Annotated in this window: 17 protein-coding genes; 16 read left to right on the forward strand and 1 reads right to left on the reverse strand. The window is 65.6% G+C overall.

Features of this window, described 5'->3' with window-relative positions:
- Positions 1-47 precede the first annotated feature (47 nt).
- The 16 genes from U0004_RS02530 (at position 48) to U0004_RS02605 (ending at position 17,200) form a co-directional block, all read left to right on the forward strand.
- Entirely contained in the window at positions 48-1,511 is a 1,464-nt protein-coding gene (locus U0004_RS02530; RefSeq protein WP_070258543.1) for a murein hydrolase activator EnvC family protein, read from the forward strand.
- A 47-nt stretch (positions 1,512-1,558) separates the two neighbouring features.
- On the forward strand, positions 1,559-3,052 hold the full coding sequence (locus U0004_RS02535) for a S41 family peptidase (RefSeq protein WP_070258545.1): 1,494 nt from the start codon (positions 1,559-1,561) through the stop codon (positions 3,050-3,052).
- 8 nt (positions 3,053-3,060) lie between these two features.
- On the forward strand, positions 3,061-3,822 hold the full coding sequence (locus tag U0004_RS02540; protein WP_070258547.1) for a HesA/MoeB/ThiF family protein: 762 nt from the start codon (positions 3,061-3,063) through the stop codon (positions 3,820-3,822).
- A 93-nt stretch (positions 3,823-3,915) separates the two neighbouring features.
- Positions 3,916-4,368 carry a type II secretion system major pseudopilin GspG gene (gene gspG, locus U0004_RS02545; protein ID WP_034783572.1) on the forward strand — a complete coding sequence of 151 codons (453 nt, stop codon included), beginning with the start codon at positions 3,916-3,918 and terminating at the stop codon, positions 4,366-4,368.
- Positions 4,369-4,380: 12 nt separating this feature from the next.
- Positions 4,381-4,875, forward strand: coding sequence for a GspH/FimT family pseudopilin (locus U0004_RS02550; RefSeq protein ID WP_052140218.1), 495 nt, complete (start codon positions 4,381-4,383; stop codon positions 4,873-4,875).
- Positions 4,872-5,255: a type II secretion system minor pseudopilin GspI gene (gene gspI, locus U0004_RS02555; RefSeq protein WP_034783570.1), complete on the forward strand. Its 384-nt coding sequence runs from the start codon at positions 4,872-4,874 to the stop codon at positions 5,253-5,255. Before U0004_RS02550 ends, gspI begins: the two co-directional genes overlap by 4 nt.
- The gene (locus tag U0004_RS02560) at positions 5,255-5,878 is read left to right on the forward strand and encodes a PulJ/GspJ family protein (RefSeq protein WP_034783569.1); all 624 of its coding nucleotides are present in this window, start codon (positions 5,255-5,257) and stop codon (positions 5,876-5,878) included. Before gspI ends, U0004_RS02560 begins: the two co-directional genes overlap by 1 nt.
- Positions 5,875-6,849 (forward strand): type II secretion system minor pseudopilin GspK, encoded by a 975-nt coding sequence (gene gspK, locus U0004_RS02565; protein WP_070258549.1) that lies wholly within the window; start codon positions 5,875-5,877, stop codon positions 6,847-6,849. The genes U0004_RS02560 and gspK overlap by 4 nt, the downstream gene beginning before the upstream one ends.
- Before the next feature lie 19 nt (positions 6,850-6,868).
- Complete coding sequence (gspL, locus tag U0004_RS02570; protein WP_070258551.1) at positions 6,869-8,098, forward strand: type II secretion system protein GspL; 1,230 nt, start codon at positions 6,869-6,871, stop codon at positions 8,096-8,098.
- Entirely contained in the window at positions 8,095-8,628 is a 534-nt protein-coding gene (gene gspM, locus U0004_RS02575) for a type II secretion system protein GspM (RefSeq protein ID WP_034783565.1), read from the forward strand. The genes gspL and gspM overlap by 4 nt, the downstream gene beginning before the upstream one ends.
- Complete coding sequence (locus tag U0004_RS02580) at positions 8,625-9,401, forward strand: type II secretion system protein N (protein WP_034783563.1); 777 nt, start codon at positions 8,625-8,627, stop codon at positions 9,399-9,401. Before gspM ends, U0004_RS02580 begins: the two co-directional genes overlap by 4 nt.
- Entirely contained in the window at positions 9,398-11,647 is a 2,250-nt protein-coding gene (gene gspD / locus U0004_RS02585; RefSeq protein ID WP_070258553.1) for a type II secretion system secretin GspD, read from the forward strand. The genes U0004_RS02580 and gspD overlap by 4 nt, the downstream gene beginning before the upstream one ends.
- A 10-nt stretch (positions 11,648-11,657) precedes the next feature.
- Positions 11,658-13,079 (forward strand): type II secretion system ATPase GspE, encoded by a 1,422-nt coding sequence (gspE, locus tag U0004_RS02590; RefSeq protein ID WP_070258555.1) that lies wholly within the window; start codon positions 11,658-11,660, stop codon positions 13,077-13,079.
- Positions 13,080-13,089: 10 nt separating this feature from the next.
- On the forward strand, positions 13,090-14,310 hold the full coding sequence (gene gspF, locus U0004_RS02595) for a type II secretion system inner membrane protein GspF (protein WP_034783560.1): 1,221 nt from the start codon (positions 13,090-13,092) through the stop codon (positions 14,308-14,310).
- Between the two features lie 15 nt (positions 14,311-14,325).
- The gene (locus tag U0004_RS02600) at positions 14,326-14,883 is read left to right on the forward strand and encodes a type II secretion system protein N (protein ID WP_070258557.1); all 558 of its coding nucleotides are present in this window, start codon (positions 14,326-14,328) and stop codon (positions 14,881-14,883) included.
- Between the two features lie 58 nt (positions 14,884-14,941).
- Positions 14,942-17,200, forward strand: a complete 2,259-nt coding sequence (locus U0004_RS02605; RefSeq protein WP_115057394.1) for a patatin-like phospholipase family protein — start codon at positions 14,942-14,944, stop codon at positions 17,198-17,200.
- On the opposite strand, the gene U0004_RS02610 is transcribed toward U0004_RS02605, so the two are convergent.
- Entirely contained in the window at positions 17,173-17,967 is a 795-nt protein-coding gene (locus tag U0004_RS02610; protein ID WP_225317153.1) for a helix-turn-helix domain-containing protein, read from the reverse strand. The genes U0004_RS02605 and U0004_RS02610 overlap by 28 nt on opposite strands.
- Positions 17,968-18,108: the final 141 nt, after the last annotated feature.

Here is an 18,108-nt window from a genome sequence, read left to right on the forward strand (position 1 = left end):
TCGCCCCCTCTGCTGAACGACCCCTGCCGGCGTGGCGCGCCGGTGCCATGCTGTGCCTGGCGCTGCTGCTTTCCAGCGGTGCCGCGCAGGGCGCCAAGCCCACCGAACGCAGCAAGCAGAAGGCGGCCGCGGAAGCACAACGTGCTGGATTGCAACAAAAACTGACGGCGCTCAAGCGCGACATCAGCCGCACGGAAAGCGCCAAGGATGACGCGGCCGATACCCTGGCCGAGTCGGAAGAGGCCATTTCCAACGCCAACCGCGCCTTGCGCGACCTGGCGCAGGAGCAAAGCGAGACGGGTGTGAAACTCAATGCGCTGGGGCAAGAGCACCAGCAATTGACGGCCACCGTCGAGAAACAGAAGACGCAGCTGTCGAAGTTGCTGCGTGAACAATATGTCGCCGGCAACGAAGACCGCATCAAGCTGCTCTTGTCGGGCGACAACCCCAACCGCATCAACCGCGACTTGCAACTGATGGCGTACGTGTCGCAGGCGCAGGCGCGCCTGCTGGAAGCCTTGCGCGCCAACTTGCTTGCCGTGGAGAAAAACCAGGCGGACGTGCAGAACGCCAAGGACGAGCTGGAAGAAATCGCGCAGGAAGAGCGCGACCAGAAAGCCCTGCTGGTGCAGGAGAAGGCGCGCCGCGCCGCCTTGCTGACGAGCTTGTCGCAGCGCCTGGTGGCGCAGCGCAAGGAAGTGGGCAATGTCGAGCGCGACGAACAGCGCATGGGCAACCTGGTCGACAAGCTGGCAAAATTGATCGAAGAGCAGGCCGCCGCCGCAGCAGCGGAAAAGAAACGCCAGCAATTGCTGGCCGAGCAGCGCGCCGCCGCCAAGGCGGCCGCCGATGCCAAGATCGCGGCGGAAAAACGCGAACGCCTGCTGGCCGCGCGCGCCAAGGCCGCCCAGGCGCAGGCTGAACGCGAGCGCATTGCGAAAGAGCAACAAAACAAATCGGGCAAGATCAAGCCGCAGACGCCGCCACCGCCGCCCGTGAAACTCGAACCGATCGACGACGACGAGCCGCCGCAGGTGGCCAAGGTGGCGACTAAGCCCGAGCCGAAGCCGGAACCGGAGCCGGAACGCCCAAGCCTGGGACCGGCCGCGCCAGCCGGCGCCTTTGCCAGCCTGAAAGGGCAGCTGCGCGCCCCCGTGGCGGGCAAGATCGCGGCCCGCTTCGGCAGCAAGCGCGGTGACGGTCCCAGCTGGAAGGGCGTGTTCATCCGCACGGGCGAAGGCAGCGAGATCCACGCCATCGCCGGCGGCCGTGTCGTGTTTTCCGACTGGCTGCGCGGTTTCGGCAATTTGATCATCGTCGACCATGGCGGCCAGTACATGAGTATTTATGGCAATAACCAGTCCTTGCTGAAACGCGTGGGCGACGCCGTCAAGGGCGGCGACGCCATTGCCAGCGCGGGCAACAGCGGCGGCAACGAGGAATCGGGGCTATACTTTGAACTGCGTCATCAGGGCCGCGCCTTCGATCCAGCCACCTGGGTGAAGTTTTAAGTTCCCACCATTGCTGCGGCAGCGAATTTGTAGATTGCGAAGAATACATGGGTATCAAAGTCAAAAGTATCGGCCTGATCGGTCTGGGCGTACTGGCCGGCATCGGCATGTCGCTGCAGTTCCCGGCCGTGGCGCAGAAAATCACGAATGCCCCGCTGCCGCTCGACGAGCTGCGCCAGCTGTCCGACGTCTTCGGCCTGATCAAGACCGATTACGTCGAGAAGGTGGAAGACAAGAAACTCTTGACGGAAGCCATTTCCGGCATGGTGTCGTCCCTGGACCCGCATTCTGTCTACCTCGATAAAAATGCCTTCAAGGAAATGCGCGAAAGCGTGCAGGGCAAGTTTGTCGGCATCGGCATCGAAGTGAGCATGGAAGACGGCTACGTGAAAGTCGTTTCGCCCATCGAGGACAGCCCTGCCGCCAAGGCCGGCATCCAGGCGGGCGATCTGATCACCCGCCTCGACAATATCCCGCTGAAAGGCTTGCAGCTGGAAGAAGTCATCAAGAAGATGCGCGGCCAGCCTGGCAGCAAACTGGTGCTGACGATGTCGCGCAAGGGCGAGAGCAAGCCGCTGGTGTTTCCTATCGTGCGCGAGGAAATCCGCGTGCAAAGCGTGAAGGCCAAGATGGTCGCGCCCGGCTATGCCTGGCTGCGCATCGCCCAGTTCCAGGAACCGACCGTTGATGACATGGTCAAAAAGATCAACGCGCTGTATGCGCAAGACCCCAAGCTCAAGGGCCTGGTGCTGGACTTGCGCAACGATCCCGGTGGCGTCGTGCCGGGCGCTATTGGCGTGGCAACAGCATTCCTTCCGGGCAACTCCGTGATCGTGTCCACCAAGGGCCAGTTGCCCGAGTCGAAACAGGTGTTCTATGGCCGCCGCGAATTCTATGCGCCGCCGGGCGCCAAGGCCGACCCGCTGGCCAAGCTGCCGGCCGCACTGAAAACCGTGCCGCTGGTGGTGCTGGTCAATGCCGGTTCCGCGTCCGCGTCGGAAATCGTCGCCGGCGCCTTGCAGGATTACCAGCGCGCCACCGTCATCGGCACGCAAACGTTCGGCAAGGGTTCCGTGCAAACCTTGCGCCAGATCACGGCCGACACGGCCGTCAAGCTGACGACGGCCCGCTATTACACGCCGAAAGGCCGGGCCATCCAGGCGCGCGGCATCGTGCCCGACTTGCTGGTCGATGAAACGGCCGAAGGCGATGGCTGGAACAGCCTGCGCATCCGCGAGGCGGACCTGGAAAAACACTTGAGCAGCAACGATGGCAAGCCGGAAGCGGCCAAGCCGACGATGGAAGGCATGCAGGATCAGCTGGAAGAAGAGCAGCGCCTGATCGCCACGGCGAAAAAGCGCAAACCGCTGGAATACGGCGCCAAGGATGATTTCCAGCTGCAGCAAGCCTTGAACCATTTCCAGGGCTTGCCGGTGCAGCTGGCCAAGGTGGACCCGAAGGCGGAGAAGATCGGTGCCAAGCCGGAAATTGCTTCCGACATCAAGGCCGATGACAAGAAGACTCCTGTACGGAAACCGTAGTCGCCGCCATGAACGACCATCAGCTGCTGCGCTACTCGCGCCACATCCTGTTAGACGAGATCGGCATCGAAGGCCAGCAAGCCTTGCTCGATGCGCATGTGCTGGTGATCGGCGCGGGCGGGCTCGGCTCGCCGGCCGCCATGTACCTGGCGGCCAGCGGTGTCGGCAAGCTGACCCTCGTCGATGACGACACGGTCGACCTGACCAATCTGCAGCGCCAGATCGCCCACACGACGGCGCGCGTGGGCCAGCCGAAAGTGCTGTCGGCGCGCGAAACCTTGACCGGCATCAATCCCGAGATCGATATCATCGCCTTGCAGGAACGCCTCGACGGTGCGCGACTGGCAGAACTGGTCTTATCCAGCACGGTGGTGCTCGACTGCACCGACAACTTCGCCACGCGCCACGCCGTCAACCGCGCCTGCGTGGCGGCCAGGGTGCCGCTGGTGTCGGGTGCCGTGATCCGTTTCGACGGACAAGTGAGCGTGTTCGACCCGCGCACGGGCACGCAGCCATGTTATTCCTGCCTGTTTCCGCAGGAGCAGCAGTTCACGGATGAGGCATGCTCGACCATGGGCGTGTTCGCGCCGCTGGTGGGCGTGGTGGGCGCCATGCAGGCGGCCGAAGCGCTGAAACTGATCATGGGCGCGGGAGAGTCCTTGGCCGGACGCCTGCTGCTGCTCGACGGTTTGCACATGGAATGGAGCAGCATGCGCGTCGCGCGCGACCCCGGCTGCGCCGTTTGCGGCGAAGTGGTCTTGCCGGCCTGACAGCCCCCGCAGAAATTTTTCCCTATATGACAGGCTTTGTCATATTTCCGCTTTATACTCTGCACTCATTACTCACCTTCTTCTCTCTTTCTTATGCAAAACGCAGCAAACCGTTCGATACGCCAGCGCCGTGCGCGCGGCTTCACTTTGATCGAAATCATGGTCGTGGTGGTGATCATGGGTATCCTCGCGTCGCTGGTGGTGCCCAAGCTGATCGCCCGCACGGGTGAGTCGAAAGTGGCGGCGGCGAAGGTCGATATCGCCACCGTGATGCAAGCTTTGAAACTGTATCGCCTGGATAACCAGCGCTACCCGACCACCGAACAGGGCTTGCAGGCGCTGATCGAAAAACCGACCACGGGACCGGCCGCGAATGGCTGGAAAGCGGGCGGTTACCTGGAAAAGATGCCGAAGGATCCATGGGGCAACCCGTACCAGTTCCTGTCGCCGGGCGTGAAAGGCGAAGTCGACATCATTTCGCTGGGCGCCGACGGCCAGCCTGGCGGTAGCGGCGACGATGCCGATATCGGCTCCTGGGAACTGTAAGTTTTCCATTGCATGCCTGCCATGACCACCGGCCGTGCACTGCCCCGGCCCCGCGCCTGCGGCTTCACGCTGATCGAGCTGCTGGTGGTGATGGTCATCATTGGCGTCACCCTGGGCCTGGTGTCGCTGAACGCCATGCCGAATGGCCAGCAAGCGCTGCAGAAGGAAGCCGAGCGCATCGCGCTGCTGCTGCAACTGGCGCGCGATGAAGCCATCGTGCGCAGCCGGCAGGTGGCGTTCGAGGCTGACGAAAATCAATACCGTTTCCTGGTCCTCAATGAAAAGCTGTGGCAACCCGTGACGCAGGACGATTTGCTGCGCGAGCGGGCGTTTGCCAACACGCCCATGCTGCTCAGCGTGCAGCCGTCGAACAGCGTGGCCCAGCCTTTGCGCATCATCTTCGGCCGCGAACCGGTCGACAAGCCTTTCGTGCTGACCCTGGCCAGCGGTGAACGCAGCGTGGCCATCCGCGCCGACGGCATCGGCCACTTCACGGTCGAGCAATGATGCGACTCCCACGTCATGGCCGCCAGCGCGGCTTCACTTTGCTGGAAGTCCTGGTCGCCCTCGTCATCGTCGGCACGGCCCTGGGCGCCTCGCTGCGCGCCGTCGGCAGCCTGACGCAGAACAGCGATGGCTTGCGCAGCGCCATGATGGCCACCTGGTCGGCGGAAAACCATTTGGTGCGCTTGCGCCTGGCAAAAACCTTTCCGCAGACGGGCAAGCGCACGGTCGACTGCCCGCAGGGCGACTTGAAACTGATCTGTGAAGAAGAAGTGGTGGCCACGCCGAATCCCCGTATCCGGCAAGTGCGCGTCAACGTGTATGACGCGCAATATCCGGCCCGGCGCATCGTGCGCCTGGTGTTACTTTCCTTTAACGACTGATGGCGCGCCGCACTGTTCCTGCTGGCGGTTTCACCCTGATCGAGCTGCTCGTGGCGATCGGCATCCTGGCCATGGTCGCCGTGCTGGGCTGGCGCGGCCTGGACAGCATCATGCGTTCGCGCGAAGTGCTGACCAGCCAGCTGGAGCAGGCGCGCGGCATGCAGCTGGCGTTTGCCCAGATGCAGAGCGATTGCGACCACCTGGCCGGCGCCGGCTTGAGCACGAGTTTGCTCAATGGCCGCATCAACCTGTCGGCGGAAAATGACCGCCTGACTCTGGTGCGCCTGGCCGCGTCGGAACAGGAACCGCAACAGTTGCAAGTGGTCACTTACCGCCTGCGCGGCGGCGTGCTGACGCGGCGCGAGTCGAACGGCACGCGCGACCTGGCCGTACTCGACACCTTGTGGCAGGCCGCGCGCGACGATACGGATACCTCCAGCGCCGACGTAGCCCTGATGCAGGGTGTCGACAGCATGGTCATGCGCGGCTGGAGCAATGGCGCCTGGAACGTGCTGACGGCGGGCGCCACCATCTCCAAGCAGGTGCCGGGCCTGGAAGTGACCTTGCAGATGCCGGGCCAGGACGCGGGCCTGTCCAAAGTCTTTTTACTGGGGCCGGGATGAAGCCGTTTACGCGCCCCTCGCGCCAGCGCGGCGTAGCCGTCATCACGGCCTTGCTGCTGACGGCACTGGCGATTACCGTCGTTGCCAGCCTGTTCTGGCAGCAGCAGGTGCAGGTGCGTTCGATGGAAAACCAGCGTTTGCGCCTGCAGACGCAGTGGGCCATGCGTGGCATGGTCGACTTTGCCCGCTTCTGGCTGCGCCAGGACAATCCCATGCTGACGGCCGCCGACGGCGTGTGGGCCACGCCCATCGAGGAAGCGCGGCTCGACGATTATGTGGACCGCGAAAAGGTCGACACGGAAAAATTCGACGCCACCGTCTCGGGCCGCGCGCTCGACGCGCAGGCGCGCTTCAATATCACCAACCTGGTCGACGCCACGGGCAGCATCAATCCGAAACAGGTGCTGGCCTACCAGCGCCTGTTGGCCAACATGAAGCTCGACAGCGGCCTGGCGCAAGCGACGGCCGACGCCGTGCTGCGCGCGCGGCCGAAACCACGCACTGCCGACAGCGGCGCCGATGGCAAGACGCCCGTTGCCACGCCTGCCACGGGCGGCAGCAGCGAGCCGGTGGCCTTCACGCAGGTCGAGGATTTGCTGGCCGTGCCCGGCTATACGCCGCAGATGGTCGAGCAGCTGCGCGATGTCGTCATCATCTTGCCGGAAATCACGGGAGTCAACGTGAATACGGCGCCGGCCGAGGTGTTGGCGGCCGTGACGATGATGTCGCTGTCCGAGGCCAGCGCCCTGACCTTGAGCAATCCGCGCAAAAAGTTTGTCGATAAAGCAAATTTCCAGAATAATATTAATGCTGAACTGATTGAAGGCGTGGAACTCGATGTGAAGAGCCGCTATTTCCTCACCGTCATCCGCGTGCGGCTGGACCGTGCCGCCCTGGATGCCGTGGCGCTCATCAATCGAAAAACGGATCCGCAGCGCACAACCAGCCTGGTCTGGTTGCGGGAAAATTAACAGCTGAAAGCGAGTCACTTTGACAATATTGTATATCCGTCACCCGGCCAAGGCGTCCACCGACAGCGCGCCTGCCTGCTCCTTCGTGCTGGCCGGCGACGGCGGCGCCCTGCTGCAGCAAGGCAGCGCGCCGCTGGGCAGCCTGGGCCAGCTGATTGCCGGCGCGAAGCAGGTGGTGCTGCTGCTGGCCGCGGCCGACGTGACCCTGCTGCGCCTGAAAACGCCGCCGCTGGCCGGCGCCCGTTTGCGCGCGGCCTTGCCCGGCCTGGTGGAAGAACACATCCTTGGCGACCCCCAGGATTGCCTGCTGGCCGCCGGCATGCCCGATGCTGCCGGCATGCGCACGGTGGCCGTGGCGCAGCGCGCCTGGGCCGAGGTACTGGTGAAGGCCTTGCTGGCGCAGGGCGCGCGCAAGGTGGCGCTGCTGCCGTCGCAGCTGTGCCTGCCCTTGCAGCCGGGCAGCGTGACGGCCGCCCTGCAGGCAAGCGGCGACGGCCTGGAACTGGCCTTGCGCCAGGCGCCGCAAGAGGGCCTGGGCCTGGTCTTGCCAGCCCAGCCGCAGCAGGCGCTGCTGACGACGCGCGCGTTTGCCGGCGACGTGCCCCTGACGGTCTATGTGGCGCAGGCCGAGCTGGCGCAGTATCAGCAGCTCGCTGCCGGCATGGATGGCGTGACGGTGGAGCTTGACCATTGGGCGCACTGGATCGCCGGCGCCAAAAATGCGGGACTGGACCTGGCCGCCGCCCTGGGCACGGCGACGGGATCGGCCACCGAATGGCGCCGCTGGCGCTGGCCGCTGCGCCTGGCGCTGCTGGCCGTGATCGTCAACCTGGCCGGCATGAATATCGAATGGATGCGGCTGAAGCGCGAGGCCGCCACCGTGCGCACCTCGATGCAGCAAACCTTCAAGGCCGCGTATCCGAACGAAGCGCCCGTGTATGGCCTGGAAGCGGAGCAGATGCGGCGCAATATCGCTGCTGCCCGCCTGCAGGGCGGGCAAGCGAGCATGGATGACTTCACCAGCATGAGCGCGGCGCTGGGCGAAGCGCTGGGCGGCCTGGCCGGACGCGGCGTGGTGGCGTCGCTGGAATACCGCGAGCGCAGCCTGATCGTCAGGCTGAAGCCGGACATGGTCGACGCCAGCGCCCAGGCGCAGGTGCGCGACGGCCTGGCCGCGCGCAAGCTGGCCTTGAATGAAACGGCGCCGGGCGTGTGGAAGATCACGCCGGCCACGGGAGCAAAAGCATGAGTGCAGCAGTCAACAAGGCGCGCGCCGCGTGGGCGGGGCAGCAGCAGGCCGTGCAGGCCTTCTGGGCCGAGCGCACGCAGCAGGAGCGCAAGCTCTTGAGCATCGGCGGCGTGGTGGCGGGGCTGGCCCTCGTCTACGCCGTATTCTTCGAGCCGGCCTGGACGGGCCGCATCGCCTTGCAGAAGAGCTTGCCCGAGCTGCGCCAGAACGCGGCCCAGCTGCAGGCGCTGGCGCGCGAAGCGGGCGACCTGGCGCGCCAGGCGCCCGTGCAGGTGGCACCCATGAGCCGTGACAGCATTGACGCCTCGCTGAAAGCGCGCGGCCTGGCGCCGCAATCGCTGTCGCTGACGGGAGAGTACGCGCGCGTGCAGCTGAATGGCGTGCCATTTGCCAGCGTCATGCTGTGGCTGGACGGCTTGCGCCGCGAAGGCCGCGTGGCGGTGCAGGAAGCGAAGATCACGGCGCAGGGCAAGGCGGGACTGGTCGATGCCAGCCTGACCCTGCACCAGAGCCCGGGCGCGGCGCGATGATGCGCTTGCTTGCCTGGCTGCTGGCCATCATCGTCAGCGTCTGCGTCACCCTGCTGGTATTTTTTCCGGCCGGCTGGGTGGCCAGTATCGTGGAAAAGCAGACGGGCGGACGTTTGACCTTGGGCGATGCGCAAGGTACCCTGTGGCGCGGCTCGGCCTTTATCGGCGGGGCGGCCAGCGCGAATGGCGCCGTGACGCCGCTGCTGCCGGGGCGCTTCAGCTGGCGCATTTCGCCATCCGTGCTGTGGGGATCGGTGGATGTGGAATTGCAGAATGCGCAGGCGCTGTCGCAGGCGGTGAATCTGCGCGGCTCATGGTCGCACTGGCAGGTCAGCCCGGCGGCCCTGCTGCTGCCGGCCGATGGCCTGGGCGGCCTGGGGGCACCTTTGAATACCGTGGCGCCGACGGGGAGCATGCGCCTGTCGTGGAGCACCCTGCAGCTGGCACTGGAAAAACAGCAGTTTTCCGCCGTCGGCCGCACGACCTTGCAAATGACGGACATGGCGTCGCGCCTGTCGTCCTTGCGTCCGCTGGGCAGTTATGAGCTTGATTTCGATTGGCAGGGGCAGCAGGCGGCATTGACCTTGCGCTCCATCAGGGGACCGCTGCTGCTCGACGGCAGCGGCAGCCTGCAACAGGGGCGCATGCAGTTTTCCGGCCAGGCCCAGGCCGCAGCAGGATATGAAGAGACCTTGGCGAGTTTGTTGAATTTGCTGGGACAGCGCCGTAGCAATAGCGAAAAAAACATCATCGCCTTAGAGTTCAGACAATGAAAAAACCATCCGTGAGCCCAAATAAATCCACCTTCTCGCTGCGCCGCCTGTCGGCCGCCGCCTTGCTGTGCTGTTCCGTGGCCGGCATGCCGGCGCCCGTCTGGGCCGCGCCCGGCGACGAAGCGGCGCTCAATTTTGTCGGCGCCGACATCGAGTCCGTGATCAAGGCGGTGGGCCATTACACCAACATCAATTTCGTCATCGACCCGCGCGTCAAGGGCACGATCACGCTGGTGTCGGAAAAATCCATCAGCAAGACGCAGGCCTTCGCCCTGCTGGCATCGGCCTTGCGCCTGCAAGGCTATGCGGTGGTCTCCGGCGACGGCTATGCGAAAGTGGTGCCGGAAGCGGACGCCAAGCTGCAATCCGTGCCGACCCAGGTGGGCAACGGCGCCAGCCAGGTGAAGGGCGACCAGATCGCCACCCAGGTGTTTTACCTGAACTATGAATCGTCGGCCAACCTGCTGGCCGTGCTGCGCCCTTTGATTTCGCCGAACAACACGATCAACGCCAACCCGGGCAACAACTCGCTGGTGATCACCGATTACGCGGATAACCTCAAGCGCCTGGCGAAGATCATCGCCGCGCTCGACGTGCCCGCCTCGACGGACCTGGACGTGATCCCCGTGCGCTATGCCATCGCGTCCGACCTGGCCTCGATGGTGAACAAACTGATGGAAGGCGGGAATGCGGGCGGCGCTGCAGGGGCCGATGCGGGCAAGGTCTCCGTGCTGGCCGATCCGCGCACCAATTCGCTGGTGCTGCGCGCACCGTCGGCGGCGCGCGCCAACCTGGCCAAGTCGCTGATCTCGAAGCTGGACCAGCCCACCACGCAGCTGGGCAATGTGCACGTGGTGTACCTCAAAAATGCGGACGCCACCAAGCTGGCGCAAACCCTGCGCTCGGTCGTGACGTCGGACGGCACGGCCGCCTCGGCGCAGCAGCCGACCAGCAACAGCCTGAATACGAATAACCAGAATAACCAGGGCAGCGGCATGAACAGCACTGGCCTGGGCGGCAATACGCAAAGCGGCACCTCGGGCGGCGCTTCGCTGAGCAACGGACCGCAGCAGCTGTCGTCGGGCGGCGCGGCCGGCTTCATCCAGGCCGACGCTTCCACCAACACCCTGATCCTGACCTGCAACGAGGCTGTCTACCGCAACCTGCGCGCCGTGATCGACCAGCTCGACGTGCGCCGCGCCCAGGTCTACATCGAGGCGCTGATCGTCGAAGTGACGTCGGCCAAGGCCTCCGAATTCGGCGTGCAGTGGCTGGGGCTTTCCGGCGACAGCAACAGCAGCTACCGCGTGGGCGCGCTGCAGTCGTTCGCCGGCGGCACCGACAACAATATCGCCAAGCTGGCGCTGGGCGGCGGCAAGGTGCTGCCGACGGGCGGCCTGACGCTGGGCATCTTCAAGCAGATCAACGGCGCGCTGGGCCTGGGCGCCGTTGCGCATGCGCTGGAATCGGACGGCAACGCGAATATTCTGTCGACGCCGAACCTGATCACCCTGGACAACGAGCTGGCCACCATCAAGGTGGGCCAGAACGTGCCTATCCTGACGGGCCAGTACACGAGCACGGCCGGCACCAACACGAATCCGTTCCAGACCATCGACCGCAAGGAAGTGGGCCTGACCCTGAAGGTGCGTCCGCAGATTTCCGAAGGCGGCACCATCAAGCTGGGCATCTATCACGAAACGTCGAGCGTGGACAAATCCACGTCGACGGCCGTCAGCGGCATCACCATCAACAACCGCGTGATCGAAAACAATGTGCTGGCCGACGATGGCCAGATCATCGTGCTCGGCGGCCTGATCGAGGACAGCACGGGCGACAATGCGGAAAAAGTGCGCGGCCTGGGCGACATTCCCCTGATCGGCAACCTGTTCAAGTACCAGACGCGCGAGCGCAAGAAAACCAATCTGATGATCTTCCTGCGCCCTGTCATCGTGCGCAACAAGGAGCAGAGCGGCAGCCTGGCGGCCGACCGCTACGACTACATGCGTTCGGCCGAGACGGCCGCCGTGCCGGCTTCAGGCAATTTGATGCTGAAAGACCTGGGCACGCCTGTGCTGCCGGCCTTGCAGGATGGCCAGCCGGTGGGCGGCAACATGGTGACGCGTCCCGTGCCGCCAGCGCCGACGCCGCCGCCAGGCGCGCCGGCCAACGCGGCCACACCGCCGCAGTCGCTGCTGCAGCAATACCAGCAGCAGCCGCAACAGCTGCCGCAGCCGCAGAAGTGATGGGACAGCCATGAGTAATCTGCTTCCCTACGCCTACGCGCGCGATTTCGGCTTGCTGGCCCGGCCCGGTGCCGTCGACGGCGCACCCGTCGACGTGCTGGTGGCCGCATCGACGGCGCCGGCGGCGATTGCCGAAGTATCGCGCCGTTTCGGCCAGATCCAGTTGACGGTGCTGCCGCGCGCCGAACTCGATGCGGCCATTGCCGGCGCCTACGCGGGCGGCGGCGGCGATGCGTCGCAGATGGCCGATGAATTCGACGCCGACCTGGATTTGACCAAGCTGCTGCAGGACGTGCCGGCCATCGAGGATTTGCTCGAATCGTCCGACGACGCGCCCGTCATCCGCATGATCAACGCGCTGCTGACGCAGGCGCTGCGCGAAGGCGCGTCCGACATCCACATCGAACCGTTCGAGCAGACCTCCGTCGTGCGCTTCCGCATCGACGGCAGCCTGCGCGACGTGGTGCGCCCCCGCAAGGCCATTCACGGTTCGCTGATCTCGCGCATCAAGATCATGGCGCAGCTCGACATCGCGGAAAAGCGCTTGCCGCAGGATGGCCGCATCACCCTGCGCGTGGGCGGAAAACCCGTCGACGTGCGCGTCTCGACCCTGCCTACCGGGCATGGCGAACGGGCCGTGCTGCGTTTGCTGGACAAGGAAGCGGGCCGCCTCGACCTGCAGCACCTGGGCATGAGCGCGCCCATGCTGGGGCAGTTCGATGGCCTGATCACGCAGCCGCACGGCATCGTGCTGGTCACGGGCCCCACCGGCTCGGGCAAGACGACGACCTTGTACGCGGCGCTGTCGATGCTCAACGCCACCACGACGAACATCCTGACGGTGGAAGACCCGATCGAGTACGACCTGGCCGGCGTGGGCCAGACGCAAGTCAATCCGCGCATCGACATGACCTTTGCCAAGGCGCTGCGGGCGATCCTGCGGCAGGACCCGGACGTGATCATGATCGGCGAGATCCGCGACCTGGAAACGGCGCAGATCGCCGTGCAAGCGTCGCTGACGGGCCACCTGGTGCTGGCGACCCTGCACACGAACGACGCTTCGGCCGCCGTCACGCGTTTGCTCGACATGGGCATCGAACCGTTCCTGCTGTCGTCGTCGTTACTTGGCGTGCTGGCGCAGCGCCTGGTGCGCAAACTGTGCGGCCCCTGCAAGACCTTCGACGGGCAATACTGGCAGGCCGTCGGCTGCGAGCATTGCGGCCAGACGGGCTACCAGGGCCGCGTGGGCGTGTATGAGCTGCTGCGCACGACGGAGCAGATCCGCGCGCAGATCCACAACCGCGCATCGGAAGCGGAAGTGCGCACGGTGGCCCTGCAGGATGGCATGACGAGCATGCGCGACGACGGTGAACGCTGGCTGCGCGACGGCACCACCACGCAGGCCGAGTTGCTGCGCGTGACCAAAGACTAGGCCCGCGACCATGCCCGCATTCCGCTATGAAGCCGTCGACGCCCAGGGCGCCACCCGCAAGGGCGTGCTCAATGCCGACAGTCCCCGTTCCGCGCGCGCCGAGCTGCGCGTGCAAGGCCTGGTGCCGCTGGCCGTCGAGCCGATCGCCGCGCAGGTCGATGCCGCCGGCGTCACCAAACGGCGCGGCTTCGGCGAGCGCCTGTCCAGCACCGAGCTGGCCCTGTTTACGCGCCAGCTGGCCAGTTTGCTGGAAGCGGGCCTGCCGCTGGAGCAGGCGTTTTCCGCCCTGCTGGAACAGGCCGAGCGGCCGTATTTGCGCGACCTGATCGCCTCGATCCGCTCCGAAGTGATCGGCGGCGCCGCGTTTTCCGACGTGCTGGCGCGCCATCCGCGCGATTTCGCGGAGATTTACCGGGCGCTGGTGGCGTCGGGCGAGCAGATCGGCCATCTGTCGCGCGTGCTGTCGCGCCTGGCCGACTACATCGAGCGGCGCAACGCGCTGGTACAGAAGGTCAAGCTGGCCTTTACGTATCCGGCCATCGTCACGGTGGTGGCGTTTTCCATCGTGATCTTCCTGCTCACCTATGTGGTGCCGCAGATCGTTTCCGTATTCGCCAATACCAAGCAAAAGCTGCCCATGCTCACCGTGATCATGTTGGCGCTGTCGGACTTCGTGCGCAACTATGGCCTCGTCGTGGCCGTGATCCTGGCTGGCGCCTGGTTTGCCTGGCGCCGCGCGCTGCAGCAGCCGGCCCTGAAACGGCGCTGGCATACCTGGCTGCTGACGGCGCCCCTGTACGGCAAATTCGAGCGCAGCCTGAACACGGCGCGCTTTGCCAGCACCCTGGCCATCACCACGGGTTCCGGCGTGCCGATCCTGCGCGCGCTCGACACCAGCCGCGACACGCTCACCAACGTGGCGATGCAGGAACTGGTGCAGGAAGCCAGCGGCGCCGTGCGCGAGGGCGTGAGCCTGGCGCGCGCGCTGTCGGCGCAAAAGCATTTTCCGCCGATGCTGATCCACATGATACGCGCCGGTGAAATCACGGGCGAGCTGCCGGCCATGCTGGAACGCGCCGCCAGCGCGCAGGAACAGGACCTGGAACGCCGCACCCTGACGATTGCCGGCCTGCTGGAGCCGGCACTGATCCTGGCGATGGGCGTGGTGGTGCTGCTGATCGTGCTGGCCGTGCTGATGCCGATTATCGAAATCAATCAGCTCGTAAGATAAGAATCCAAGGAAGCCATGAAGCGTTTGCCTCAAGTTACAAGTTTGCTCGCCGTCGTGGCGCTGTCCGTGTCGCTGGCCTATTGGGCCATGCAGCTGTTCAAGGCGCCGCAACGTCCCATCAACCCGCCCGCCGTGCCGGTGGTGCAGGATGCCAGCGTGGAGGCGGGCGCTTCGCTGTTTGGCGGCCAGGTCAGCGTGGCCACGGCCAGCAATTACCAGCTCAAGGGCGTGGTCGCCGCCGGCAATGGCCGCGGCAGCGTGGCCATCATCTCGACCGATGGCAAGCCTTCCGTGGCCCTGCCGGAAGGCGCCGAGGTGGTGCCCGGCGTGACGGTGCTGGAAGTGCATGCGCGCCACGTGCTGCTGCGCGATGGCGGCGTGAGCAAGCGCATCGACCTGGTGGCCGATGACAAGGCGCTGGCCTTGCCGGCGCAAGTGTCCGCCACCCCAACGCCGGCCGCGGCCCCTGCGCCGGTCTCGAACCTGGTGCCGCCGCCGCTGCCGATGGAGCAGCAGCGGCCGGCGACCATGATGCCGGCGCCGCAAGTGAGCAGCGTGCCGCCGCCGAATTAACGCTGTTCTTATCGTATTTTGCCGATGGCGCCATGCCGCCATCGCTACAGGAGTCTTCATGTTCTCGATCCGTGCCGTCCTGGCGGGCTGCGTGGCGGCGCTATGCGCCTTGCCGGCGGCTGCCGCAGCCGACGTCCCCGCCGCCACTACCTCTACCTCCGCTGCCACCCTGGCCGTGCCCGCGACCGTAGCGGCGCGCCCGCGCATCGCCCTGGTGCTGTCGGGCGGCGGCGCGCGCGGCCTGGCGCATATCGGCGTATTGAAAGTGCTGCAGGAGCTGCATGTGCCGATCGACATGGTGGTTGGCACCAGCATGGGCGGCGTGGTGGGCGGCGCGTATGCGGCCGGCGCTTCCGTGGCGGATCTGGAAAAGATGGCGCGCGAGACCAACTGGGCGCGCGTGGTGGCCGACCGGCCGCCGCGCGACGAACTGGCGTTCCGCCGCCGCGAGGAAGATTTGCTGCTGCCGTCGCGCATCGAATTTGGCGTGAGCCGCAACGGCATTTCCACGCCGCCGGCCGCGGCCAGCAATGCGGCACTGGAGATGGCCTTGAACCGGCTGTTGCCGGCCGGCATGCGCGACCGCCCCGCCAGCCAGTTGCCGCTGCCTTTCCGCTCTGTTGCGTCGGACCTGGTCAATGGCGAGCTGGTGGAACTGGTCGACACGCCCCTGTTCCTGTCGATGCGCGCCTCGCTGGCCGTGCCGGGCGTGTTTGCGCCCGTGCGCGTGAACAACCGGCTGGTGGTCGATGGGGGCCTGGTGCGCAACCTGCCCGTCGACATGGCGCGCGCCATGGGCGCCGACATTATCATTGCCGTCAACGTGGGCACGCCGCTGGCGCCGGAAAAAGACCTGGGCAGCGCCATCGGCGTGGCGCAGCAGATGCTGCAGATCCTCACGGAGCAGAATGTGCAGCGTTCGCTCAAGGAATTGCAGGCGCAGGATATCCTGGTGGCGCCCGATTTGACGGGCGTCAGCTTCCTCGACTTTGAAAACTATGCGCGCGCCATGCGCGCCGGCGAGCAGGCGGCGCAGGCCTTGGCCGCCCGCCTGGCGCCGCTGGCCCTGCCGCCGGAACAGTATGCGGCGCGCGAGCAACTGCGCCTGGCCGCGCCGGCCTTGCTGGACGTGGCCCTGCCGCTCACGCGCCTGGCCGTGGAGAGCGAAGGCGATATCAATCCGCGCATCCTGCAGGCGCAATCGGGGCTGGTGGAAGGGCAGGCCGTCACCCAGGAAGATGTGCTCAAGGCGGCGGCCAGGCTGTATGGCCGGGGCGACGTGGCGCGCGTGGAGACGGACGTGGTCGATTCCGGCGACCAGCGCGCCGTCACCATCAAGGCGGTCGAAGCGCCGTGGGCCAGCAACCGCCTGCGCGTGGGCCTGGAACTGGCCAGCGATTTCAGGGACAGCAATAATTTCGCCCTGAAGCTGCTGCATGCGCGCTCAAACTTGAACAGCTGGGGCGGCGAGTTGCGCAGCACGGCGCAGATCGGCAATGCGCGCGGCTATGGCGTGCAGTTCTGGCAGCCGCTGGGGGCCGGCAACCCGTGGTATATCGCGCCGCAGTTGCAATACACTTCGTCGGCGATAGATTTGTTCGACAATGGCCGGCGCAGCGCCCGCCTGGCCTATAACGGCCAGACAGCTGCACTGGTGCTGGGACGCCAGTTCGGTACCTGGGGCGATCTGCAGTTCGGCGTCGCTCGTACGGAAGTCAAGGGCAAGCTGGCGATTCCGGCCGACCCTACGCAGCCGGAGTCGCGCGCGCTGGGCACCACGCAGTTCGTGCGATTCCGCGCCGATACGCTCGATTCGCCGGGCTTTCCCACGCGCGGCGTCCTGCTTGAGGCCACCTGGGCGCGCGATACGACCACGGGGGCGGGCGAGGCGGCCCTGGGCCAATCGTCCATCACGGGGTTGAAGGCCTTTGGCCGCGGCAACTGGGCCGGTCACGTGTATGGCGAATGGGCGCGCTCACAGCGTGACGAAGCGCCGCTCAATCTCGGTGGTTTCCTGCGCTTGTCCGGCACGGAATTTGACTCGGTGAGAGGACGCAGTATCGCCTTCGCGCGCTTCGTGATGGCGCGCCGCATCGGTTCCCTGCCCAGCACCCTGGGCGGTGCCGTGCGGGCCGGCTTTTCGCTGGAAATGGGCGGCGGCTTCGATCAGAGCGAGCGCTGGAAAGCCAGCAAGTTCACGCAGGCCAGCAGCGCCTTCATTTCCGTCGATACGCGCTTCGGTCCCGTGTATGTGGCCTCGGGCGCATCGAAGGGCGGCGAGAGCACCTTCTATCTGTTCCTGGGACCGGTCTGGTAAACGGCGCCTGGCGCGGTGGACGAGGCGGACGCCGTGCTGCGGCGCAGGGCCGTGAAGGCGGCAAATTCCCATGAGCGAAAACCCAGCAGCAGGGTAAAACCGTCGCGCTCGGCAGGCGCCAGGCGCCGGTCGTTCTGGTGCAGGCGCGCCAGTTCCTCGGCCAGCTGGCGGATCTTTTGCACCAGCTCCTGCGCACTCGACAGCGACAGGCGCGCCGGAATGCACATCAGGGTTTCGCCGGCACCGTCAAAATGCCCGCTGAAATAATCGGCCACCACGTGTTCGCGGAAGTACTGCTGCACCGGGCCGTCGGCCAGCCAGTGGAAGGCGTTCGAGACGCGCAGGCTGTAGCGGTTCAGCGGCTTGAGTTCGATCAAGCCCAGCCGGTCCAGCTCGGCCAGGCAGCCGATGCATTCGGCCTGCGTCAGCGCATACGTTTCCACCACCTGCTCCAGGCTCCAGTGGCCGAGGCAGCAGATCGCCACCAGCAGCAAGCGCGGATGCGCCACCAGCGACTTTTCCTGCACCAGCGTGAGCGTGTCGGCATGCGGCGTGATGTCGGCCGCGCCGCGCAGCACGTCCTCCATGGCGATGCCCGAAGCCTTGCAGATCAGGGCCAGGCGCGACAGCGACATGTCGTGCTGGCCAAACATGCGCTTGACGCTCGATTCGCTCATGCCGATGCGTTCGGCCAGTACCTTGTACGTGATGCCGGCGGCGCGCAGTTGGGTGCGCAGTACGCGCAAAACCAGTTCAGGTGAACTCACGATAGTTCCTTTATGCAAGTTTGGTAGCGGATGACGGTACCGAATGTAGCCGTTAACGGCACTTTGCACAAGGTGATAGTACTTTTCGGCAAAAGCGATGACACTCCCGCTTGTGGCTCGCGCAGCGCGCTACAACCAGGC

Source organism: Janthinobacterium lividum (assembly GCF_034424625.1).
In the GTDB taxonomy this organism is placed as follows: Bacteria; Pseudomonadota; Gammaproteobacteria; order Burkholderiales; family Burkholderiaceae_D; genus Janthinobacterium; species Janthinobacterium lividum.